The organism is Chitinophaga sp. 10T418 (genome assembly GCF_056394125.1).
In genome coordinates this window covers 701,733-724,161 of the sequence record NZ_JBFTHG010000004.1, presented here as the reverse complement: position 1 = coordinate 724,161, position 22,429 = coordinate 701,733, and the positions used below count along the sequence as shown (strand labels likewise).

Here is a 22,429-nt window from a genome sequence, read left to right as displayed (position 1 = left end):
CTTACCTTGCAGCTATGCAGGCATTACACACAGCAACTGCGTTTTACGCCAGGATTAAAGAAGCTCACGGTGTTGAGAATACAGAAGAAAAAACACGACACTATAAACAGATACTGGAAATCCTTTTCAGAGAACTTACCAGGAAAGAAACCCGCTCCTTCGGGAACCTGTTTGCACGCATGCAATTCTTCTTTGACCGGCAGACAGTTCCTCCTGATATTCTTCAACAACTAACTGCCCTGCGCATACTAACGAACAAGGCTACACGTGGTATGTTCCCCCTGCAGGAAACAGAACACTTACTTTGTATTAAAGCCCTTACCGAATCGGTGGCATGGTGCTACCAGGTAGAACCACCTACAGCATTAACAGAGATCTACGCTCCTTCAGGTGCACACAAATTATCGCTGGCGTATCAGCACCGCCCCGGTAGCTTAGCCCTCCTGAAATGCATGGTAACTGCCGTAGGCCCACTCACTACAGGGGCTCAGGGAAAATATATCCTGCTGCTGGATGTAAAAAATGATGAACAAGGCGATTTCCAGCTACGGCTGGAACACATGGAATCGGTTACAGTAGTATCGTTACACGGCCTGTTACGTCCTTACGACACCATTAACGTGCTTCATTGCCGACAGGGTGCAGAAGGGCATGAATACGCCACCACCAGCGAAAGCCAGGTGGTGTTGGAACCCGACCTGCTCATCGATATCAGTGACCTGGCGGAATGCTTTACCCATAAAGGTCCTAACCGCTTATTATATCTCGTTAAAAAACTGACGCCGCAGCAATCCAGCCCGGCAGCATTCAAGGGAAACCTGGTGAATGCACTGCTCGATGAGATGTTGCGCAACAGGGAAATAGATTTCAAAAGCTCCTTTGTAGAGGCGGTAGCTGAAAACGTGCTACAGGCGGCAGCCTACGGCAGGGAAAAAATAAACGAAATGTTCCGCGATATCCGGCAGCATCACTGGGGAAACCTCCACAATACAGTGAAAGAGCTACAGGACAAACCGGTACGTATAGAGCCCACCTTCTTCTCCGCCCAATACGGGCTGCAAGGACGTTTGGACCTGATGGCAGAAGATGATACCGATGAATACCGTAAAGAAATATTCGAGTTGAAAAGTGGAAAGTGCCCGGACTTCAATACCTGGAAGAACCATGAAATGCAGGTAGTAGGATATAACCTGTTGCTCCGTTCTACCTTTGGCCGGCACCGCAAAGGTAGTTCGGCCATCCTGTACTCCGCCGCAGCAACCAGCCCATTGAGGAATGTGAGCAGTACCCATCTCACAGAAAATGATTTATTACTGCTCCGCAATGAAGTAGTGGGCATGCTCCTCCGGCTGGCAGGTTGTGAGTTTGAAGTGTTGTCTACCATTACCACGGCAGCGGCGCTTGGACTACCATCTTTCAGCGCGGCACATTTTACCTCCTTTGAACAGGCCTGGCAAACAGCCCCACCAGTGGCAAAAGCTTACTACCACGAGTTTTTGGCGTTTATGCTGCGTGAATACCTGCAGGCAAAGTGCGGTATGTTTTCAGAAATTAACCGGGAAGATGATGCCGATGGATTTGCCGCACTCTGGCTGCAACAGGAAAAAGACAAGCTTTCCCGCTTCAATATTATACCAGGACTACGTTTCCGGGAATTTGATACGATAAACAGTTCTGTATTATTTGATATAGTCGTACCCGTTAGTCATAACTTCCGCCGGGGAGATACCGCAATTATTTACCCGCGTACCAGCACAGAACTGCAGCCCATGCAACAACAGCTGCTGAAAGGCAGGATAGAGGAAGTGGGAAAAGAGCAGCTGAGTTTTTCTCTGAATAACCGGCAGATGACCCTGGATTTTTTCCGGCAGTTTGATGAATGGATTATTGAACACGACATATACGAGTCTAATTACTGGACTGCAGCGGCTTCGCTGTTTCATGTGATTTCGCCACGCTACCGGGAGCGCACCAATATGCTGCTGGGACTTACCACTCCACGCTGGTACCCGCTGCAACGTACCACACCAGCTATGTTTAACCCCAACCAGGAACAGATTGTAAAGCAAGCCCTGGAAGCACAGGACTACTACCTTTTACAGGGACCTCCGGGCACTGGTAAAACATCTTCCCTGTTAACCACCATCGTAGGAGAAATGGTTAAGCAGGATACCTACGTAATTATTGTTGCCTTTACCAATAAAGCAGTAGAGGAAATCTGTCATAAGCTGACGGCTAAAAATATTACCCATCTCCGTATGGGTGGTCGCAGCTCAGAGGCTTCGCTAACGTTGAAACAATATTGCCTGGATGGCTCGCTGGACGAGGCCCGTAACTATATTACCAGTCACCGGGTATTTGTGGCCACGGTAGCCACGATGGCCACACGTCTGGAACAATTAATAATGATGGGGATTCCTACCGATACTTTAATTGTGGACGAAGCATCTCAGTTAACAGAACCCCAGCTGCTGGGCTTGTTGATGCCTTTCCGCAAATTTATCCTGATAGGAGATCAGAATCAGCTGCCGCCGGTGGTAGCACAGGAAGAATATTTTTGCCGGGTAAAAGCCCACTGTTTAGTGGAGCTGGGCATCCGTGATCTGCGGACTTCGATTTTCGAAAGGTTAATACTACGCTGTAAAACCAGCCACTGGCGCCATGCCTGGGGCATGCTGAATACACATTTCCGGATGCACGACAGTATCGCTGCATTGGTCAATCATTACTATGCGGGACAGTTGTCTTCCGGAAAGCCGGAACAACAGGCAGGCTTTGATTTGTATAAGGATCATGAAAACATAGGGTGGGAGCGGATTTTATCTTTAGGAAGAAAGATATTTATTGCCAGCCCCTATGAGGCGACTTCCAAAATGAACAGAACGGAGGCGCAATGGGTAGTATCCTTGTTACAACATCTGAAAAGTCGTTATGGCACCGGCTTCAGTAAAGACACGGTGGGCGTGGTGACGCCATGGCGTACACAAATCAGTCTTATCCGCGAGCTGATAGCAGAAGATACTGCCCTGCAGGACATCAATATAGATACCGTAGAACGCTTCCAGGGCTCTGAAAACGACATTATCATCGTTTCCCTGGCGGTATATCATGCGGCGCAGGTGCAGACATTACAGTGCCTGGGACAGTTTAACTGGGAAGAAGAAGAGATAGAAGTAGACCGTAAGTTGTTAGTAACGTTATCGCGTGCACGAAAACAGGTAATTATCCTGGGATATGAGCCGGTACTTCAGGACAGTGCACATTACCGGAAGATGTTGGGGGAGATGGTGAGAGGGGTGCTGTAGTACCAGCCACCAATAACTATGGCCATACTGGTAGTATGGCCACAGTTTAGACAACATCATATATGATCACTCCTGGAAATCCAGGCTTTAATCCAATGTTACATGCCCCCAGTTTTCACCGCTTTTGATGCGGTAAAGCTGCATTTCGCTGATATCAAACTGCTCAGCAATCTGCTTCATAGTTTTCTTACCAGGCTTATTCAGCAGGCGTTTAATGCTTTTTACTTTGGTCACATTCAGCTTCAGACCTTTTACACGGTTACGTTGCTTTTCTTTATAGGCCAGCTTCGCAGGGCTTTTTTGCTGATGCTCTTCCATTTCCTCCTTGGTTGCCCATTGGAGGTTGGTTGCTTTATTATTTTTTTTATCGTAGTCCAGGTGAATCACATATTTATGCGCCCGTCCTCCTTTTTTACTAAAAAGTTTGGCCACCTCCCGGTGTAGGTAGAGTGACTGATAGCTATCTGCGGGCTTTACGTTTAATACCGTATAGCCTTCCACGGTAGACCCCGTGAGCAGCTTACCATCTTCGGTACTTTCATGATAACTGATCACTCTCCCCATGTTTGATACAGCGTATTTTTTACGCAGGGCAGATTTGTTTTTAATCTGTAAGTCTTTCCAGACTTCATTTTTCAGATTTTTAATTGTGGTCATGTGAAAGTATTTTTATTTTTTTATACTCTGGGGTTTATCCGTTTATCCGTAAACGTTACAACCGGCCATTTCAGTATCAGCCGGCAGAAAATCGTGTGCAGCTAATTGGGGAGCAGCCCTTTCGAATATATGGTCCTTGTATTGTAACACCACCGCGTCTAGTACTTCCTCTATTTCAGCTAATGTATTGTAAGTTACTAATTGTTGTCTGAATTCCTTTATATGTGGCAACCCTTTGAGGTAATTTGTGTAGTGGCGGCGCATTTCCAGTATGCCTACTACTTCTCCCTTCCAGGAAACTGATTGGTGAAGGTGCTTTTTACAAACTTCCACTCTTTCTAAAACAGTTGGTAGTGGCAAATGTTCGCCAGTCTTCATAAAATGCTTGATCTCCCTGAAAATCCATGGATAACCAATCGCAGCCCGGCCTATCATTACCCCATCTACACCATATTTCTGTCTTGCAGCAATTACCTGCTCCGGCGTACATATGTCACCGTTACCAAAGATAGGAATTTGTATGCGTGGATTGTTTTTTACTTTTCCGATCAGTGTCCAGTCGGCACTACCTTTATACATTTGTGTGCGGGTACGGCCATGAATGGTAAGGGCTTTGATCCCCACATCCTGCAGCCTTTCCGCTACTTCTTCAATATTTTTGGTATCATCGTCCCAGCCCAGGCGGGTTTTAATGGTGACTGGCAGTCTTGTTGCCTTTACTACGGCTGCCGTCAGTTTTACCATTTTAGGTATATCTTTCAAGATACCTGCGCCAGCGCCTTTACAAGCTACTTTCTTTACCGGGCAACCGAAGTTGATGTCGAGTAAATCAGGGTTGGTGGTTTCTACGATCTGCGCGGCCAATGACAAGGATTCCTCATCACCTCCGAAAATCTGTATGCCTACCGGACGTTCGTAGTCGAAAATGTCCAGCTTTTTACGGCTTTTGATAGCATCACGTATCAGTCCTTCCGAAGATATGAACTCAGTATACATGAGATCGGCCCCATTATCCTTGCACACCGCACGAAAAGGCGGATCGCTCACATCTTCCATGGGCGCCAGTAATAAAGGGAATTCTCCCAATTCAATATTTCCTATCTTCACCATAATTTATATAACCACAGCAGGTTTTGCCGTAGTTATTATTTTAATGTTTTATATACTATTTCTTTTACAAGCAGGATTTCTTTGCAGTAACAGCTAACGCCAACCAGCTGTAATGATCAATACGTAACTGCAAAAACTGGATTTCGCGCTGTAAATTTACGCAAAATTTAATACAGTATTTTCTTATGACCGGTTATCTGAAGCAGTCTTCCACTTTATTACAGTTTGTTACCTTCCTGGGCTTTTTCTTTGGGTTCTTTGCATTATACATTGCAGCGTTGCAGACTATAACGCCTGCTATGACCGGACAAAGCCTGGAGGCCATTCAAAGTGGTGCCTTTAATGATCCTAACCTCATCGGCTATCTGAAAATAACACAATTCTTTTATACCATCGTGGCATTCTTTGTGCCAGCCGCGCTTTTTGCCTATCTGTGGCAGCCTTATCCTGCTACCTATCTTGGTTTAAAACCGGCACCTAAAGGTATCCAGATAGTGATTGCCCTGTTTGCCATGTATGGCGTATTACCATTGGCAGGCCTGTTAGGCGAATGGAATGAAACCTGGCCTATATCCCAATCTGCGAAGGATATGCAGACCATGGCAGAAAAGCTGCTGGCAGTCATGTTACGCATGCCTACGATGAAGGACCTCTTTATCAACCTGGTACTGGTAGCCATTATACCGGCCATCGGGGAGGAGTTGTTCTTCCGGGGTGTGCTGCAACGTCTTGTCATAAAAGCCACCCGTAAGGTATGGTTGAGCGTATTTATCACGTCTATTCTATTCAGCGCCATTCATGGCGAAATGCTGGGCTTTATGCCCCGTGTGGTGCTGGGCTTTGGACTGGGAGCCATCTACGTGATCAGTGGCAACCTCTGGTTAAGCATCCTGGCACATATACTCAACAATGGCTCACAGGTAGTTATGCTATACCTTTTCCAGCATGGCATGATGAAGGATGATCCGATGAAAGACACACCTGTAGCCTGGTATTATGTAGCTTTGAGTATTCCTGTAACCATTGCTCTGTTTTGGGCGTTAAGTAAAAAATCAACACCTATGTCGATGATTGATCCGGTGGAGGAAAAAAAGAAAGACGGGGTAGACGAAATAGGAATGGACGAAAATTTGTAATCTTACTAAGACATTAAAGCTATAATTATGGAAAAAGACTGGGTTAAAATTTTTTCAAGTGACAGGCCATTTGAAGCAGAAATAGTGAAAGGAATGCTGCTGGACAATGGTGTAGAAGCGGTATTACTGAACAGGCAGTCATCTTCCTATAACATTACCTTACCTGGGCAGGCGGAACTATATGTTCATCAAACCCAGGAAGAAACTGCCAAAAGTCTGGTGCATAATCACAACAATCTGCCCACCGGCGACCCCAACCAGGTAGATCCTGAGTAGGGGTATCAACTCCTGTCAGGCGTCTACCCACTTGATTGGTGTCTGACAGGGATTTGCTCCAACGGGTTATTTTATCCACATTTGCGGGCAGCAATTTAATCACCAGATTTAAGCATAATGAAGACTTTTTTCACCCGCACTGCCTCTGCGCTTGTGTTTGTGGCAGTAATGCTGGGAGGTATCCTATGGACCGACTATACATTTTTTCTGCTTTTTTTCCTGATTGGCTGTTTCGCCCTGCAGGAGTACTTTAAATTAATCCGGCATATAGATCCTGATTATGCGGGTGTTCCTGCCTGGCATAAATGGGGAGCCACCATCGCCGGAGCTGCTATACTCCTCACTTTTACCGGCAATAATTTCCAGATAGCCCACATCCCCACTGGCCTTATTGGTTGGTGGATAGCTGTTATTTTCCTGCTGGTAATGCCATTGGGAGAAGTGTTAATGAGTAAAGATTTCTCTTTAAAGAACATAGGCTACTCGGCCATTGGACTGCTGTATATCATCATTCCATTCGGGCTGCTGATAAATATTAGGCTCAACGCCATCAATATTCACTACACGCCTTCGGACGTAGGTACTGCCCCGGGATGGCTGATTCCTTTACTGCTCATCATTTTCATCTGGATAAATGATACCATGGCCTATATCGTGGGATCGCTTATTGGGCGCACCCCCTTTGCACCGGCCATTTCTCCTAAAAAAACCATTGAAGGTACTGTTGGCGGTATGATCCTGGCAGTAGCCACTGCAGGCATATATGGTCATTTCTGGGGAGCCGGATACCTGGCCCTGCAGCATTGGATAGCCCTGGCGCTCATAGCCGCCATATTCGGCACTATCGGGGATCTGATAGAGTCCAAACTGAAAAGAATGGCTGGGGTAAAAGATTCCGGCCGCATCATGCCCGGCCATGGCGGATTCATGGACCGTTTCGACTCATTGCTCCTGGCCGCTCCCTTCGCCTGGATCTATGTTCAGTTCTTTATGATGGCTTAATCATAATTTCGTATGCTGAAAAAATTGAATTGAACTAACTTCGCACTTTGATTAAACACATAAATCAATCATTTTAATAAAAAAACAATGAAGATCCATCGTGAAGGATTTGCTACCATTTCCCTTGTATTCCTGGTACTGGCGTTAATTAACGGAGCAGTATTTTATTGGTTCGGTAATTCATCCGGCCTTTGCTGGACAGTATCTCTTATATCCCTGGCATTCTTCCTGTTCATCGTATCCTTCTTCCGGATTCCGGCAAGACAATACACAACAGGAGATTCGCTGGTAGTTTCTCCCTGCGATGGTAAGGTAGTGGTGATTGAAGAAGTATATGAGCCGGAATATTTCAAAGATAAACGCCTGCAGGTGTCTATTTTTATGAGTCCCGCTAACGTGCATGTAAACCGTAATCCTATCAGCGGTGTGGTAAAACTGTCGCAATACCATGCAGGTAAATACCTGGTGGCCTGGCATCCAAAGTCCTCTACTGAAAATGAAAGACATTCCGTGGTGATCGGCAACGGTAAAACGGATATCCTGGTAAGACAAATTGCCGGCGCCCTGGCCCGCAGAATTGTGAACTACCTGAAACCAGGAATGGATGTAAAACAGAATGAGGAAATGGGCTTTATTAAGTTCGGCTCCCGTGTAGATCTCTACCTCCCCATTGGCACCGAAGTAGCGGTAAAACTGGAAGAAGTAGTGCAGGGCGGTGTATCTGTTATAGCTAAAATCTAGTATCTTTAATAGCTAAATGGCATTTTTATGATAAAGAAAGCTTTTACCGGCGCTGCAGCCCTCCTGTTACTGGCAGGTGTTGTATTTGCCCAGGAAAAAACAAACAGCAAAACCGCAGACAAGTCCACTAAAAAGAACTGTTCTGCTGCCACCTGTAAAACCACTGCAAAAGGTAAAAGCTGCTGCCAGCAACCGTCTAAAACCGCCAGCCTGAGAATGGCTGCAGCCACTAAAAATAAACCGAAAGCATAAAGGATAAAGCAAAAAGCCATTGAGGCGAATGATCTGAGCGAAAGGTTAATACCCGCTTAAGTCATTCGCCTCAATGGCTTTTTGCTTTATCCTTTATGCTTTCAGCTATTTATAATATTTCTCTCAGCTCCCGCAGATGGCTGATAACATAAGTAGGCTGAAAATCGACCGGTGGTTTGCCAGGATTAAAGTATACCTGGTCCATACCCACACCGTGAGCCCCCTTAATATCCAGCTCCATCGCATCTCCGATCATTACACTTTCTGTAGCACTGGTACCAGCTCTGCTGATGGCAAAGTCAAAAATTTCGCGGTAAGGCTTTAAGCTGCCCGCTAATTCAGAGGTAACAATATGCGTAAAGAATTGGTCAATACCGGAATTTTTCATTTTCAGCAGCTGTGTTTCTTCAAACCCATTGGTGATCATGTGCATTGGATACTCCTTTGCTGCCAGGTATTCCAGCGTTTCCTTTGCTTCGGGAAATAATGCTTTTTTGTAAGGGAGGATTTGCAGGAATTCCTCACTGATCTTTTGCGTCAGTTTTTCATCTCCTATCTTGAAATCAACCAGCGTAAGGCGGAAGCGTTTGTCGCGCAATTCGCGGCGGGTAATGAATCCTCTGCGAAAGCGATCCCACAAGCGTTCATTGTGATCCACATAAGAAACGGAAAACGCCTCAAAAGATGGTATTCCTCTACTTTCCAAACCATGGCTGTTGTACAGCTCCAGCAAGGTTTCCTGTTCATTTGTTTCAAAGTCCCAGAGTGTATGGTCCAGGTCAAAGAAAAGATGTTTGTATTTCATGACTGCGCAAAGGTACAAAATACCTCGGGCATGATGGAAGCACCCCTGTCTGTTAAAAGTAAATTCGTTATTTTACTGCACTAATCAACGAAACTATGAATGCAGTAATTACGGGCGCCAGCAAAGGCATTGGAAAGGCTATTGCGGAAAAACTGGCGCTGGAAGGCTTTAATGTAGCGATTTGTGCAAGAAATGCAGATACCCTGGCAACCGCCAAAGCTGATATTCAGCAAAAAAATCCGGCAGTAACCGTATTGGCGGAGGTGGTAGATATGGAAGATAAATTACAGGTGCTGGCTTTTGGAGAGAAAATCAAATCCACCTTCTCCCGTGTAGACATACTGGTGAATAACGCCGGGATCTTTGTGCCTGGTAGTCTCCATGAAGAAGCAGATGGCCTGCTGGAAAAGTTGATGTCCGTAAACGTATACAGTGCTTATCATCTCACCAGGGCCCTATTACCCGCTATGATCGCCGACCGTAAAGGCCATATTTTCAATATGTGTTCTACTGCCAGTTATGGGGCTTATCCTAATGGAGGCTCCTACAGCATCACCAAATATGCCCTGCTCGGTTTTACCAAAAACCTGCGGAAAGAACTGATACCCCACAATATCCGGGTAACCGCCGTGAGTCCGGGACCTACCTTGACAGCTTCATGGGAAGGCTTTGAAGCGGCCCCAGACAGAATGATGCCCCCCGAAGATATTGCCAGCGTGATATGGTCTGCCTGGACCATGGCCAAACAAACCGTTATTGAAGAAATTTTGCTTAGACCCATGCTGGGAGATATTTAAAGCATTTATTATTTTGGGAGATTGTTATTGGGAGATTTGTTTCAACACAAATTATCCAAATAACTAAATAAGAACATATTAAAATGTTTTAACTAACTTTTAACGGGGCCTTACAGCGCTTCCGGTGCGGCTTTGGTTAAATTTGTTGACATAATTATGATGTACAGATATTGCATAAGGAAGTGTATTTACTCCATTTTGTTTTGTTTAGGACTGGTAGCCTGCGCCTCCGCTCAGGAGTTCCGCTTTACTACCACTGTGAGCAATAACACTGTGACGCAGGATGAACCGTTCCAGATTCAGTTTATGCTGGAAAACGGGGTGAATGTTGCCAGCTTTACACCACCCAGTTTCAAAGACTTTGAAGTATTGCAGGGGCCCTCGCAAATGCAGGGGCAATCTATCTTCAATGGCAAGCGCTCTGAATACATTGCACTGAGCTACCTGCTGCAACCCAAGCATGTAGGCAGCTTCACCATTGCCGGCGCACAAGCCCGCGTCAATGGAAACGTGGTTAAATCAAATCCGGTTTTAATTGAGGTAAGAAAAGGCAATGCCCAACAGCAGCAACAACCGCAACAGCAGGTGCCCCAGGCTTCAGCCGGCTCCCAGCCCCACCGTGGCGGGGAAGACCTGCCAGAAGGCTTCCTGAAAAAGGGAGAAGACATCAATGAAAAACTGAAGAAGAATATTTTCCTGAAAGTAGATGTGGATAAAACCAACCTATACGAAGGTGAACAACTAACGGCCACGTATAAACTTTATACACGCCTCCCAACTAATTCAAGTGTTACCAAAGTACCGGCTTTCAAAGGCTTTTCCGCTAAAGATATTGAGCTACCCAATCCTCCACAGGCTACGGAAGAAAGGGTCAATGGTATCCCCTATAAAGTATTTACCATCCGCAAAACACTCCTGTTCCCCCTGCAATCAGGCGCACTGGAGTTGGATCCTGTGGAAGTAGACAACCAGGTACGCCTGGTGAAAATGGTCAGTAACAAACGAGGTGGTGGCCGCGCCAAAGATCCGTTTGAAGATTTCTTCAATGACCCAGCCTTTAAAGATCCCTTCTTCGATGACTTCTTTAACCGGCCCGAAGTTGAATACCAGGATGTTCCGTACAAAATACAAAGCAACCCGATTAAGATCAATGTAAAACCCGTTCCTGTTGATGAACGACCTATCAGCTATAATGGCGCCGTAGGTAAATTCAACATGACGGCCGTAGTAGATAAAAATAAACTGACCACCGATGATGCCCTCACCCTAAAGGTAACCATCAGCGGACAGGGTAACGTAAACCTGCTCAACTCTCCTAAAATAGAAACCCCTACCGGGTTTGACAGGTACGACCCCAAGGTAACCGATGACATAGAAAAGAACAGCAACCCGCTCTCCGGCAGCCGTACTTTCGAGTATGTACTGATGCCGCAGGAAGCCGGAGATCATACCATTCCGGCCGTTGAATTCTCTTACTTTGATCCGGCTGCCAACAGCTTTAAAACACTGCGCTCTCAACCTTTCAATGTACACATTGACCAGGGCAAACATATTAAACAGGATAAACAGGATTATGGCACCGGCAAAAATGACCTGGTGAAAAATAATACCGGTATCCTCGACTGGACAAGGAGTCACAGCTGGTTTATTCTCAGCCCCTGGTTCTATATTCTCTTGTTATTGCCATTGCTGATTGCTGCAGGTATCATTTTCTACAAACGCAGAAAAGACTATAATACTACCAATGCAGCTATCCTGAAGCACCGTTATGCCAATAAGGTAGCACTGAAAAGACTGGAGCTGGCCGCCCGCTACCTGAAAGAAGGAAAGGATAAAGCATTTTATGAAGAAACTTCCCGCGCTGTATGGGGATACCTCAGTGTGAAACTGAAAATACCAATGGCTGATCTGAGCAAACAACTCGTGCAGGATAAATTGAGCGCCCGCAGTATCAACGGCAGCAATACCCACGAACTGTTTAACCTGATAGACAACTGTGAAGTAGCACTGTATGCACCTGGTCAGGATGACCGTAAAATGCAGGGCACTTATGAAAAGGCTGTTGGCATTATCAGTAACCTGGAAGAAGCGTTGAAGAACTAACTATTTAACGAAAGGCGAAAATGCTGAACTACAGAAATATTAAACCGGTCTTTTTTGCAATAGCATGGCTGCTGACAGCAATCGTTAGCCAGGCGCAGGTTCCTCAAAACAACCAGCAACAACGCTTTGAGCAGGCTAACCTTCTTTTCAACCAGAGCAAGTATACTGAAGCTGCCAGGACTTATCAGCAACTGCTGGACGAAGGTCATGCTCAAAAAGAACTCTATTTCAATGCTGGTAATGCCTGGTATAAAGCAGGTAAAACCGGACAGGCTATATATAGTTACGAAAAAGCATTACAGCTATCGCCCAACGATCCTGCTGTAAAGCATAACCTGGCAATTGCCAATCAAAAAGTAAATGGCTTTGTGGAAGAATTACCGTTGGTGTTTTTTCAGCAGTGGTGGCTACAGTTACAACATCTTCATAAAGCCAATGGATGGGCAATAGGTACTGTAGTGTTATTCTGGTTGCTGATTACGGGCATTATGCTCAATACTTTTCTTCCCGGATGGAGAAATAAGTTCCTCCGCTGGGGTAGTTATGTGTTGGGCGCATTATGCTTACTTTACCTGCTCATGGCCATCGACACCTATCTCTCGTCCAACAACCACGAATCCGGTATTGTGATGAACAGCAATATCAAAGCAAAATCCTCTCCCGATGAAAACAGCCGCGATGCATTTGAAGTAGGAGAGGGTATGAAAGTACATATCACAGATGCCACGGCGGACTACTGCAAAATAGAACTGGCAGACGGTAAAAACGGATGGATCAGTTGTGCTTACATCAAGCGGTTATAAACACTATAACCGTTCTATACGCAGGAGGAAATCATGTTTCTTTTCACGCGCTACCGGAACGCTATACCCATCACACATAATTATTTCGCCTCCATCTCCCTTAATATATTTGTCCATAAATGACAGGTTGATCAGGAAGCTGTTGTGTACCCGGAAGAAGCCTTTATCAGAGAGCCATTCTTCCATTTCGAGGAGAGTGCGGCATACCATTACCGGCTTTTCGGGTTCCTGTAAATGCAGCTTTGTCTGGATACCGGCAGATTTACAATAGATAATATTTTTAGCGGCTACCATGCGTAAACCTTCCATAGTAGGCAGTGCCAGTCTTTCGTCCTGGTACATATGCTGTTGCAGAAATAGCAGCAGGTTATCTACCTTGTCGGTACTATCTGCGCGGGTTTGGGTGCCGGCTTTTTCTACCGCATCTTTCAATTCCTGAATATCAATGGGCTTAAGCAGGTAGTCCAATGCGCTGTGGTGAATGGCCTGCAGGGCATACTGATCGTAGGCTGTGATGAAAATGACAACAAAATCGTGATGATGACAGGCTTCCAGTACCTCGAAACCATCCATGCCGGGCATTTCCACATCCAGGAAAATTAATTGGGGCTGTAATTCATTAATAGCAGTGATGGCGTCAGCACCATTACTACAAACGGCCTGAACAGTAACTTGCGGGCAATACCTCTCCAACATTATTAGCAGCGCATCCCGACTATGTTTCTCGTCGTCCACAATAATGGTACGCATTTGATCAGATTGTATTAAAAGTCCGGGTATTACAGATTTGCAGTGAGATCTTGCTAAATATGGTCATTGATTCGAAAAATCCATGTAGAAATTAAACAATTAATGGCATATTTCCAATTAAAGACTCAGCCCGCCAGGGATTGCCGGTTGCCTACATGCTGCATACTGATAATTAAGCGGTTGCCAGTTGGCAACAGTTTTTCATCGTATACCTGCAATGCCTTGATGCTGGCTTGCATATGGTATTTCTCGCTCATCATATACAATCTTTCTGAAGCGATATCTATTCCTGAGGCCTGCCGTTCGCCGGTACTATCCAGCAATTCGGTGATCAGGATTCCATTATCTTCCAGTTGAATAAGAAGCCGGTCTTTTTCTTTACGGATGGTGATCAACAGCTCTCCGCCTGTTTTCTCGGGTCGGAGAAGGATCCGGTGCCAGATGGCATACTGCACGTATGGCTGAATGATCAGAGGAGGAATCAGGGTAAACTGCTTGTTTACTTCAGGCAACACATTCAGCTGGTAGTTGAACTGTTCGTCAAACCGCAGTTGTTCCAGCTGTATATATAGTTCAAGTGCATCCAGTTCATCCTGCAGGGAAATCCATTCTTTGTTGAAGTTGCCTATCATGAGGCGCATTAAACGGGAGAAGCGGGTAAGATACAGCGAAGCCATATCTGTACTGGTCGTAAGAATATAGTGGTGAATAGCGTTGAGGCTATTGAAGATAAAATGAGGGTCCATTTGCGCCTGGAAAGCATGTAGCTCCAGGTTTATCTGTGTATGGTGTTTGGTTATTTCTTTCGCTGAGGCTCTCCTGATTTTTCTTTCACGCAGGGTAAAAAATACTATTAGGGTAACGAGACTTAACAAAAAAAACAGCCAGAACGGCCACTCCGCAGCAAAGACTATTTCTGTGTAATAATGTGCCACATATTAGGTTTACAGGAAGATGATCTTCTTCTCATATAAGCGGAATAAATATCGGCTAATTAATCACCTTAAGAAAGTGGGATTTACTACGAGGTTGAATTTTAACGGAAACCGGGGAGAATAAGGTGAAAAGTGGCGAGACAGCTTTTAGCCATTAGCTGTTAGCTATTAGGCAATGCAGCGAAGATCACGATATGTTGAACATGCGCTGCATTGCCTAATAGCTAACAGCTAATGGCCAAAAGCTATTTCTATGCTTCGGTGAATTTATATCCTACACCTCTGACAGAGTGGAAATAGCGGGAGTTGCGGCTGTCTTCTTCGAAGTACTTCCGGAAGTTGAGTATAAAGTTGTCGATGGTACGGGTAGTAGGGTATACGTTATATCCCCACACCACCTGCAGTATTTTTTCGCGGGTAACTACTTCGCCTTTGTTTTCGATGAGTAATTTGAGCAACATGGCTTCTTTCTTACTCAGCTCATAATGCTTACCATCTTTGCCTACGCATTCCTGTGCAGCGAAATCGATCATATTGTCTCCGAAGCGGTATACATTGGGCACGCTGTCTTTGTCCTGGATCTTCTTGTTTTTTACGATAAGTTTCTCCACCCGTAGCAACAGTTCTTCCAGGTTAAACGGCTTGGTCATGTAGTCATCGCCGCCTTTCTTGAGTCCGAGCACACGGTCTGCGCTGCTGTTTTTGGCACTCAAAAACAGGATAGGTATTTCATTGTTCTGAATACGGATGTTTTCGCATACCGCGATACCATCCATTTCGGGCAACATGATGTCCAGTATAATGAGATCGAAATATTCGTTTTTTACTGCTTTTAGCGCAGCAGTGCCGTTGTCTACTGCGGTAACCTCGTATCCTTCCAGCTCCAGGTTCAGCTTCAGCGCTTCCTGGAGATTTTCTTCGTCCTCCACCAGTAGTATTGATGCCTTTGTCGCTTCCTTCATGTGTTATTGTTTGATTTTACATCGAATCCGGATTCTCCGGTATTCATCAATCCGTCATCTAATTTACGCCGTTTGCACGGAATATTCAGGCAAGGTTATTTCAAAGCAGCTACCTACAGGTAAGTTATCCTTTACTTCTATCTCGCCGCCGTGCTGTTCCACAATCTTTGCGGTAAGGAACAAGCCGAGGCCAGAGCCTTTCGCCTTGCGGGTATTTTCATTACCAACGCGATAAAATTTCAGGAAGATTCTTCTTTTTTCTTCTTCCGGTATCCCCGGTCCTTCATCAATTACCTGTAACTTCAGCTGGTCATCGCTTTCAAAGAGTTTTACAATGATAACGGTGTTCTTGGGTGCATATTTGGCGGCATTTTCCACCAGGTTGCTGAGTATAATCTGTAGGGTTAGTTTATCACCATCCAGCCATATATCAGGTAAAATATCAGCTTCTATCTGATGGGTGCCTATGCGGCCATCCAGATCTTTGATGCTACCTGCCACCAATGCTGAAAAATCGAGCGGTTCTTTATACAGTTGATATTTGTGTGTTTCAAGTTGCGCTGCCAGCAGGATGTTGTTACATAGCTGGTCCAGGCGATTGGTTTCACGAATGGTATTATTGATAAGCTTCAGTTGTTTTTCCTCGTCCAGCCGGTGTTTGCGGATGGTTTCGAGGTTTAATTTGGCGGCTGCAATAGGTGATTTCAATTCGTGCGTGACGGCCATCATAAAATTCTGTTGCTGTCTGCTGAGCTTCATATATTTCCATACTGCCCTGTATACAAAGAGTGCGCCGAGTAAAATGATACCTAAAAAAATGAGGCCTTCGCCAAGGTATTTGAAAGAGCGCATATGCTCTTCCTTGTTAATGCGTTGCAATTCCAGCTGATGAGCGATCGGTTGAGCAAGACTGTCTACACGTAAATAGAGATTTTGCCGTTCAAAGCCGCTGATCTGTTCACTTTGTCTGAACAGGAGAATGCCCCACCACACCAGGGCTGCTATTGTGTATGCCAGTACTAAAAAATAGACGAGGGAAACGGATTTGCCCTCCTGCATTTTATTGAAAATTTTTGTCATCATTGCCTCGTACCGGCTTTCTCAATCCGCAAGCCAACATTCATCACATGGGGTAGCGGATTTTGCCGCATATTTTGTTCAAAGGTAAACTTATAGATCCCTGGCTTATTAAGGATCGCGCGCTGTTGAATGAATACGCGGTGTTCATAAATATCATCCAGACCGGAACCTGCCCACTTGCCTGATGTTTCAGCGAGTGGTAATTCCACCCGCTGTTCTTTGACGGTACTGTCGCCGGGAGTCTGCGTTCCTACCACCAGCCATATATTGCTGTAAGGGTAAGCATCTGTATGCCTGATGTTTACATAAATGTTATACAGATACGCCGTGTCTTCCGGTTGTATTTTTACTTCAAAAGACGGTTTATAATCATACGTCCACTCATGCCCCGGGATTTCCAGGTTCTTCTCGTAAGTGTCCATTTTAGGCGGCTTGCAGGCTGCAGCCAACAATAACAAGCCTGCTGTTGCCAGGAAAAGTCTGTTCATACGGTATTCGCCTTACTATAAAACGTTTAAAACTTGTTCTTTGGCTTTTTCCAGTTCATCCTTCATCAACACTACCCATTGCTGTATACCGGCATCATTGGCTTTGGAGCCGGTTGTATTTATTTCGCGACCAATTTCCTGTAACACAAAACCCAGTTTCTTTCCTTTGGCAGAATCAGTATCTTTCAATATTTCCATGAAATAACGCAGATGATTCTCCAGTCGGGACAGTTCTTCTGAGATATCCAGTTTTTCCAGATAGAAGATGAGCTCCTGTTCCAGTCGGTTACTGTCTACATTTTCTTTACCTACATGTTCAGCCAGCAATCCTTCCAGGCGTTGACGGATACGATCTTTACGCAGCGGATCCAGTTCTTTCACCTTCTGCATAGAGGCGTCAATGTTTTCTATACGTTGTTGCAGGTCAGCTTCCAGCATCTGTCCTTCATCTAAACGATGGGTATCCAGATCGGTTAATGCCTGGCGCAGGGTATCTTCCACGTCTTTCCACTCTTCGTCTGTCATTTGCTCGGTAGCAGGACTTACCACTTCCGGTAATTTCATCAGTACGTTGAGCATATCGCCCTGAGGCAGTTCCAGCTGGTTTGCCAGCATGGTGATAGACTGGTAATAATATTTTGCAAGGTCTGTATTAATCACAACCGGTCGGGTAGCCCCATTCTGACGGATATTAATAGTTGCATCCAGTGTCCCCCGCTGCAATGTTTGTTGCATAAGGGCGCGGATGTCGAACTCATAGGGTCTTAACAAAGGAGAAAACTTCAGATTCACTTCAAACTGCTTACCATTCAGCGATTTGATCTCCACTACGATACTAGTTTCGCCTCTTGTGCTTTCTGCCCTTCCGAAGCCGGTCATTGATTTCAGCATAATAGAAATTTGTAGGTGACAAACCTAGTTAAAAAAGCTGAAAGCATAAAGCCCAAAGCAAAAAGCCACCGGAGCGAATATAAAGCGAAATCTTTTTAAGTATCGCTCCGGTGGCTTTTTGCTTTGGGCTTTATGCTTTCAGCTTCAACCTACTATAAATCTCTTCCCGGCTTAGCTGCACCATTTCTCCGGGCTGCATGCCAGCAATGGTAATATCTTCGATGCGATAACGGACAAGCCTCAACGTAGGAAATCCAACAACGGCAGTCATGCGTCTTACCTGGCGGTTCTTTCCTTCGCCCAGCACCATCCTGATCCAGGGTGCAGGGATGCTTTTGCGAAAACGAATAGGAGGGTTACGGGGCGGCAATAGTGGCTCTTCCTGGAATATCTCTGCCATACAGCGTTTGGTCCGGTATAGCTTACCATCTACGTTGATCTGCACACCTGCCTGTAACTGTTGCACTGCTTCCGGCGTAACAGCCCCATCTACCTGTACCCAATACTCTCTTTCATGTGCATGCTGCGGCAACAACAATCGCTGATTCAACGCCTTGTCGTTTGTGAGAATAAGCAAGCCCTCGCTGTCGTAATCCAGCCGGCCCACCGGGTATACGTCTGACGGCACTTTGAAATAATCTGCCAAACAAGCTTTATTGCCTTCCGGAGTAAAGCGCGTCAAAACCTCATATGGTTTATAAATAATATAATAATAAAGCGCCACGAATACTTTTGCTTTGGTTAAGGAGCCGTAAATTAGTACTTTTGCAAATTGATTATGGCTACATCGTTCCACAATCCTTCGTGTCATCACTGTAAGGATCGTTTCTCTTCAATATTCTGCAAAGCGGAACAGTGCAATCTGGAACAAATTTCAGAGGCAAAGGTGTGCTCCATATACAAAAAGGGACAGGTGATCTTCCACGAAGGCGCTTACCCGTTCGGCGTATATTGTATCAATGACGGCAAGATAAAACTATCTCACAGTGGCGATGACGGCCGCGAGCAAATCGTACGCCTCATTAAAGCCGGCGATATCATGGGTTACAAAGCATTGCTCAGTAACGAAAGATATACCGCCACAGCTACCGCGCTGGAAGACTCCTCCATCTGCTTCATCCCTAAAGACTTGTTTCTCAGCATTCTCCAGAAAGATGCCTCCCTTTCGTTTGAAATGATGCGTATCTTATCAAGTGAGCTGCGCAAGGCAGAACTGAAAATCACTCATCTGGCCCAAAAGCCGGTAAGAGAACGACTCGCAGAAACTTTACTCTTCATCAAAGAAACCTATGGCCTCGAAGAAGACGGCCATACCCTCAGCGTACGTCTGTCTCGCGATGAAATCGCCAACCTCGTTGGTACCGCCACCGAATCTGCCATACGCCTGCTTTCTGAATTTAAGAAAGACGGCATGATAGAACTGGAAGGCAAAAAAATCCGCCTGCTCGACTTGCCCGAAATTATCAGGACCGCCAACCTGCAGGACTAACCTACTCCTCACATCCACCCCCTAAAAGTTAACGGCTAACAGCTAAAGTGACAAATGTCATACTTTCCCTTGACGCATATCATTGCCCCCCGTTACGGCTACCGGTACTTTTGTAGCAATATAAAACGTCCGCTTCATGTTCGCTTATTCCATCATCAATTTCCATGAACAAACACCCGGAAATCTGTGCAATGTTATTGCCAACAAATTCCATTTCCCTGTTCACCACCTGGCAGAACAGGTAATGACTTATTTTAACCAGGAAAGACAAGAAGACCGAAACCTCCCTGCTACTGCCGATTTGCAGCCATTACTGTTTGGTAAAATGCACCTTTACCCCGCAGCCATTCCAGGCCATACCATAGTGATCACCCAATACGATATTAATAACGTAATTATTGACTAATGGCTGTTACTTCGCACACCAATACACAAATTACCTGCTTCCATTGTGGGGAAGACTGTACTGATAAAGACATTACGCTGCAGGAAAAAATTTTCTGCTGCCAGGGCTGCAAAATGGTTTATGAAATATTAAACCAGTACGATCTCTGTGAATATTATGACCTTAACAACAAACCTGGTATTAATCAACGTATTGCTGTGCGCGGAGACAAGTTCGCTTTTCTGGACGATGAAAAAATTGCGCAACAGTTATATCTCTACAAAGATGAAACACAAACGCATGTAAACTTCTACATTCCCCAAATCCATTGTAGCTCCTGTTTATGGTTGCTGGAAAATCTGCACAAGCTGGAAAATGGCATACAACGTGTAACCGTTAACTTTAGTAAAAAAGAAGTACTCATCATCTTTTCTCATCCACAAACATCATTAAGAAGGGTAGCGGAAATATTGACGGCTATCGGATATGAACCGTATATCAGTTTGCAGGATCTGCAACATAAAAAACCCGGGACCAATCGTAAGCTGGTGTATCAACTGGGCGTAGCCGGGTTTTGTTTCGGCAATATCATGCTGCTTAGTTTCCCGGATTACTTTGCCGGCGCAGGCGGACTGGAAGAAAGTTTTAACCGCCTGTTCCGGTATATGAACCTGGTACTGGCATTGCCAGTTCTCTTCTATAGTGCGCAGGCCTTTTATAAATCAGCCTGGAGCGGCTTAAAGCATGGATTTCTGAATATAGACGTTCCTATTGTACTGGCCGTCTTTGTTACGTTTGCGCGTAGCCTCGTGGAAGTATGGCAGGGACATGCGGGCTACTTCGATTCTATGACAGGCATTGTTTTCTTTATGCTGATAGGCAGAGTGCTGCAGGATAAAACCTACCAGGGGCTTTCCTTTGACCGGGACTATACTGCTTATTTTCCTATTGCCGTCAGCGTTATTAAAGAGGAGAAAGAAATTCCCACCACGCTGCCGGAACTTAAAACCGGCGATACCATCCTCATTCATAATAATGAGCTGGTGCCGGCAGATGGCATTATTGTAAGAGGTAAAGCACTGATAGATTACAGCTTCGTAACGGGAGAATCCGCCCCTGTGAGCAAATCTACCGGAGAAATTATTTATGCCGGGGGGCGGCAACTGGAGGGCAACCTGGAAATACTGACCATTAAAGAAGTGGCACAAAGTTACCTGACCAGTTTATGGAACAGGGATGAACTCAAAAATAAAGCCACCAGGCAAGTCTCCTTTGTGCATTTGCTAAGCCGGTATTTTACATGGGTAGTACTATTGATTGCCGCCATCACAGCAGGTTTCTGGGCTATTCAGKAACCAACACGTATATGGCCTGCCGTTACAGCCATCCTGATTATTGCCTGCCCCTGTGCATTACTACTGGCATCTTCGTTTACCAACGGACATATATTACGTATCCTCAGCCGGCAGCGGCTTTATCTTCGTAATGCACAGGCTATTGAAAATATGGCGGCCACCACACATATTATCTTTGATAAAACAGGTACACTGACAGGCAAAACCGGAAGCTCTGTTATATACTATGGCACCCGGTTAACACCAGAGCAGGAAGTGATGATTGCAACACTGGCTGCACAGTCAACTCATCCACTCAGCAAGGCCATTGTACAATACTGCGGCACCCCAAATACAAAACACATACATGATTTTCAACACTTTACAGGAAAAGGCGTATGTGGTTGGGTAAATGGATCTTTTATCCGTTTAGGCAACGCTGACTTCATCGGGGCGCATAAAAAAAACGAACAGGAGGGTAGCATTGTATACGTATCTGTCAATGAAAAACCTGCCGGACTGTTTACGATCCGAAACACCTATCGCAACGGGTTATGGCAATTAATGCAATTATTGCAAACACATTACCCCTTGTCTGTACTTTCCGGAGACAACAACCATACCGCCACTCAGCTACGCAAACTCATGGGCGACAATGCCACCTTGCTTTTTGAACAACAGCCGGCAGATAAACTCGCTTACGTCATCTCCCTTCAACAACAAGGAAAAAAGGTAATGATGATTGGTGATGGATTAAATGATGCAGGTGCATTAAAACAAAGTGACATCGGCATTTCCCTCACAGAAGACAGTAACAATTTTACACCTGCCAGCGATGGTATTATGGCGGCGGAACAACTTCCTTTACTATTCAATTTCATACAGTTATGTAAAGCCAACAAACGAATTATCCTTGTGAGTTTTGCGTTGTCGCTCCTGTATAATATCACTGGTTTATACTTCGCTGTGCAAGGAATTTTATCACCGCTGGTAGCTGCTATTCTAATGCCTGCAAGTTCCATCAGTATTATACTGATCACTTACGCATGTAGTGAGTGGCAGGGGAAAAAGCTTTACAATAAAGGATTACAGCAAATGACTGATAAAAATCATATTCCTGATTGAGTA

The 22,429-nt window shown here is 45.2% G+C and carries 22 protein-coding genes; 12 read left to right on the top strand and 10 right to left on the bottom strand.

Going from position 1 to position 22,429, the window contains the following annotated elements:
* Nucleotides 1-14 precede the first annotated feature (14 nt).
* Entirely contained in the window at nt 15-3,305 is a 3,291-nt protein-coding gene (locus AC1DCV_RS15230; protein ID WP_477023927.1) for an AAA domain-containing protein, read from the top strand.
* An 87-nt stretch (nt 3,306-3,392) separates the two neighbouring features.
* On the opposite strand, the gene AC1DCV_RS15225 is transcribed toward AC1DCV_RS15230, so the two are convergent.
* Nucleotides 3,393-3,962, bottom strand: a complete 570-nt coding sequence (locus AC1DCV_RS15225) for an NUMOD4 domain-containing protein (RefSeq protein ID WP_133807162.1) — start codon at nt 3,960-3,962, stop codon at nt 3,393-3,395.
* Nucleotides 3,963-4,004: 42 nt separating this feature from the next.
* Nucleotides 4,005-5,072, bottom strand: a complete 1,068-nt coding sequence (gene dusB / locus AC1DCV_RS15220; RefSeq protein ID WP_477023926.1) for a tRNA dihydrouridine synthase DusB — start codon at nt 5,070-5,072, stop codon at nt 4,005-4,007.
* 185 nt (nt 5,073-5,257) lie between these two features.
* Between dusB and AC1DCV_RS15215 the strand changes: the two genes are divergently transcribed.
* The 5 genes from AC1DCV_RS15215 (at nt 5,258) to AC1DCV_RS15195 (ending at nt 8,479) form a co-directional block, all read left to right on the top strand.
* Nucleotides 5,258-6,208: a CPBP family glutamic-type intramembrane protease gene (locus AC1DCV_RS15215; RefSeq protein ID WP_477023925.1), complete on the top strand. Its 951-nt coding sequence runs from the start codon at nt 5,258-5,260 to the stop codon at nt 6,206-6,208.
* A gap of 27 nt (nt 6,209-6,235) precedes the next feature.
* The gene (locus AC1DCV_RS15210) at nt 6,236-6,484 is read left to right on the top strand and encodes a putative signal transducing protein (RefSeq protein ID WP_477023924.1); all 249 of its coding nucleotides are present in this window, start codon (nt 6,236-6,238) and stop codon (nt 6,482-6,484) included.
* A gap of 117 nt (nt 6,485-6,601) precedes the next feature.
* Nucleotides 6,602-7,486, top strand: coding sequence for a phosphatidate cytidylyltransferase (locus AC1DCV_RS15205; RefSeq protein ID WP_477023923.1), 885 nt, complete (start codon nt 6,602-6,604; stop codon nt 7,484-7,486).
* An 87-nt stretch (nt 7,487-7,573) separates the two neighbouring features.
* Entirely contained in the window at nt 7,574-8,227 is a 654-nt protein-coding gene (locus AC1DCV_RS15200) for a phosphatidylserine decarboxylase family protein (RefSeq protein WP_441578287.1), read from the top strand.
* 27 nt (nt 8,228-8,254) lie between these two features.
* On the top strand, nt 8,255-8,479 hold the full coding sequence (locus AC1DCV_RS15195; RefSeq protein WP_477023922.1) for a hypothetical protein: 225 nt from the start codon (nt 8,255-8,257) through the stop codon (nt 8,477-8,479).
* A 109-nt stretch (nt 8,480-8,588) separates the two neighbouring features.
* Here AC1DCV_RS15195 and AC1DCV_RS15190 read toward each other — a convergent pair whose 3' ends face one another.
* On the bottom strand, nt 8,589-9,284 hold the full coding sequence (locus AC1DCV_RS15190; protein ID WP_477023921.1) for a YjjG family noncanonical pyrimidine nucleotidase: 696 nt from the start codon (nt 9,282-9,284) through the stop codon (nt 8,589-8,591).
* Between the two features lie 95 nt (nt 9,285-9,379).
* Between AC1DCV_RS15190 and AC1DCV_RS15185 the strand changes: the two genes are divergently transcribed.
* The 3 genes from AC1DCV_RS15185 (at nt 9,380) to AC1DCV_RS15175 (ending at nt 12,987) form a co-directional block, all read left to right on the top strand.
* Entirely contained in the window at nt 9,380-10,081 is a 702-nt protein-coding gene (locus AC1DCV_RS15185; protein WP_477023920.1) for an SDR family oxidoreductase, read from the top strand.
* Nucleotides 10,082-10,237: 156 nt separating this feature from the next.
* The gene (locus tag AC1DCV_RS15180; protein ID WP_477023919.1) at nt 10,238-12,184 is read left to right on the top strand and encodes a BatD family protein; all 1,947 of its coding nucleotides are present in this window, start codon (nt 10,238-10,240) and stop codon (nt 12,182-12,184) included.
* A 20-nt stretch (nt 12,185-12,204) separates the two neighbouring features.
* Nucleotides 12,205-12,987 carry a tetratricopeptide repeat protein gene (locus AC1DCV_RS15175; RefSeq protein WP_477023918.1) on the top strand — a complete coding sequence of 261 codons (783 nt, stop codon included), beginning with the start codon at nt 12,205-12,207 and terminating at the stop codon, nt 12,985-12,987.
* A gap of 3 nt (nt 12,988-12,990) precedes the next feature.
* On the opposite strand, the gene AC1DCV_RS15170 is transcribed toward AC1DCV_RS15175, so the two are convergent.
* The 7 genes from AC1DCV_RS15170 to AC1DCV_RS15140 form a co-directional block, all read right to left on the bottom strand.
* The gene (locus AC1DCV_RS15170; protein ID WP_477023917.1) at nt 12,991-13,737 is read right to left on the bottom strand and encodes a LytR/AlgR family response regulator transcription factor; all 747 of its coding nucleotides are present in this window, start codon (nt 13,735-13,737) and stop codon (nt 12,991-12,993) included.
* 125 nt (nt 13,738-13,862) lie between these two features.
* Nucleotides 13,863-14,672, bottom strand: coding sequence for a sensor histidine kinase (locus AC1DCV_RS15165; protein WP_477023916.1), 810 nt, complete (start codon nt 14,670-14,672; stop codon nt 13,863-13,865).
* Nucleotides 14,673-14,923: 251 nt separating this feature from the next.
* A complete protein-coding gene (locus tag AC1DCV_RS15160; protein WP_291915691.1) occupies nt 14,924-15,634 on the bottom strand; it encodes a response regulator transcription factor in 711 nt (236 codons plus the stop codon).
* A gap of 63 nt (nt 15,635-15,697) precedes the next feature.
* Nucleotides 15,698-16,717, bottom strand: a complete 1,020-nt coding sequence (locus tag AC1DCV_RS15155; protein WP_477023915.1) for a sensor histidine kinase — start codon at nt 16,715-16,717, stop codon at nt 15,698-15,700.
* Nucleotides 16,714-17,202 (bottom strand): gliding motility lipoprotein GldH, encoded by a 489-nt coding sequence (locus tag AC1DCV_RS15150; protein WP_477023914.1) that lies wholly within the window; start codon nt 17,200-17,202, stop codon nt 16,714-16,716. Before AC1DCV_RS15150 ends, AC1DCV_RS15155 begins: the two co-directional genes overlap by 4 nt.
* Nucleotides 17,203-17,217: 15 nt before the next feature.
* Entirely contained in the window at nt 17,218-18,093 is an 876-nt protein-coding gene (locus AC1DCV_RS15145) for a YicC/YloC family endoribonuclease (RefSeq protein WP_477023913.1), read from the bottom strand.
* Between the two features lie 130 nt (nt 18,094-18,223).
* Nucleotides 18,224-18,817, bottom strand: a complete 594-nt coding sequence (locus tag AC1DCV_RS15140) for a pseudouridine synthase (protein ID WP_477023912.1) — start codon at nt 18,815-18,817, stop codon at nt 18,224-18,226.
* A gap of 54 nt (nt 18,818-18,871) precedes the next feature.
* Between AC1DCV_RS15140 and AC1DCV_RS15135 the strand changes: the two genes are divergently transcribed.
* From AC1DCV_RS15135 to AC1DCV_RS15125, 3 genes are all read left to right on the top strand, one after another.
* Nucleotides 18,872-19,582, top strand: a complete 711-nt coding sequence (locus AC1DCV_RS15135) for a Crp/Fnr family transcriptional regulator (RefSeq protein WP_477023911.1) — start codon at nt 18,872-18,874, stop codon at nt 19,580-19,582.
* Nucleotides 19,583-19,718: 136 nt separating this feature from the next.
* Entirely contained in the window at nt 19,719-19,988 is a 270-nt protein-coding gene (locus AC1DCV_RS15130) for a hypothetical protein (protein WP_477023910.1), read from the top strand.
* Nucleotides 19,988-22,426 carry a heavy metal translocating P-type ATPase gene (locus AC1DCV_RS15125; protein ID WP_477023909.1) on the top strand — a complete coding sequence of 813 codons (2,439 nt, stop codon included), beginning with the start codon at nt 19,988-19,990 and terminating at the stop codon, nt 22,424-22,426. The genes AC1DCV_RS15130 and AC1DCV_RS15125 overlap by 1 nt, the downstream gene beginning before the upstream one ends.
* Nucleotides 22,427-22,429 lie beyond the last annotated feature (3 nt).

Excerpts from the sequence above, each read along its gene's own strand:
- dusB (WP_477023926.1), bottom strand. The coding sequence starts at position 5,072 with ATGGTGAAGATAGGAAATATTGAATTGGGAGAATTCCCTTTATTACTG.
- AC1DCV_RS15200 (WP_441578287.1), top strand. The coding sequence starts at position 7,574 with ATGAAGATCCATCGTGAAGGATTTGCTACCATTTCCCTTGTATTCCTG.
- AC1DCV_RS15180 (WP_477023919.1), top strand. The coding sequence starts at position 10,238 with ATGATGTACAGATATTGCATAAGGAAGTGTATTTACTCCATTTTGTTT.
- AC1DCV_RS15215 (WP_477023925.1), top strand. The coding sequence starts at position 5,258 with ATGACCGGTTATCTGAAGCAGTCTTCCACTTTATTACAGTTTGTTACC.
- AC1DCV_RS15205 (WP_477023923.1), top strand. The coding sequence starts at position 6,602 with ATGAAGACTTTTTTCACCCGCACTGCCTCTGCGCTTGTGTTTGTGGCA.
- AC1DCV_RS15175 (WP_477023918.1), top strand. The coding sequence starts at position 12,205 with ATGCTGAACTACAGAAATATTAAACCGGTCTTTTTTGCAATAGCATGG.
- AC1DCV_RS15160 (WP_291915691.1), bottom strand. The coding sequence starts at position 15,634 with ATGAAGGAAGCGACAAAGGCATCAATACTACTGGTGGAGGACGAAGAA.
- AC1DCV_RS15185 (WP_477023920.1), top strand. The coding sequence starts at position 9,380 with ATGAATGCAGTAATTACGGGCGCCAGCAAAGGCATTGGAAAGGCTATT.
- AC1DCV_RS15190 (WP_477023921.1), bottom strand. The coding sequence starts at position 9,284 with ATGAAATACAAACATCTTTTCTTTGACCTGGACCATACACTCTGGGAC.
- AC1DCV_RS15170 (WP_477023917.1), bottom strand. The coding sequence starts at position 13,737 with ATGCGTACCATTATTGTGGACGACGAGAAACATAGTCGGGATGCGCTG.
- AC1DCV_RS15210 (WP_477023924.1), top strand. The coding sequence starts at position 6,236 with ATGGAAAAAGACTGGGTTAAAATTTTTTCAAGTGACAGGCCATTTGAA.
- AC1DCV_RS15145 (WP_477023913.1), bottom strand. The coding sequence starts at position 18,093 with ATGCTGAAATCAATGACCGGCTTCGGAAGGGCAGAAAGCACAAGAGGC.
- AC1DCV_RS15150 (WP_477023914.1), bottom strand. The coding sequence starts at position 17,202 with ATGAACAGACTTTTCCTGGCAACAGCAGGCTTGTTATTGTTGGCTGCA.
- AC1DCV_RS15230 (WP_477023927.1), top strand. The coding sequence starts at position 15 with ATGCAGGCATTACACACAGCAACTGCGTTTTACGCCAGGATTAAAGAA.
- AC1DCV_RS15135 (WP_477023911.1), top strand. The coding sequence starts at position 18,872 with ATGGCTACATCGTTCCACAATCCTTCGTGTCATCACTGTAAGGATCGT.
- AC1DCV_RS15195 (WP_477023922.1), top strand. The coding sequence starts at position 8,255 with ATGATAAAGAAAGCTTTTACCGGCGCTGCAGCCCTCCTGTTACTGGCA.
- AC1DCV_RS15130 (WP_477023910.1), top strand. The coding sequence starts at position 19,719 with ATGTTCGCTTATTCCATCATCAATTTCCATGAACAAACACCCGGAAAT.
- AC1DCV_RS15155 (WP_477023915.1), bottom strand. The coding sequence starts at position 16,717 with ATGATGACAAAAATTTTCAATAAAATGCAGGAGGGCAAATCCGTTTCC.
- AC1DCV_RS15225 (WP_133807162.1), bottom strand. The coding sequence starts at position 3,962 with ATGACCACAATTAAAAATCTGAAAAATGAAGTCTGGAAAGACTTACAG.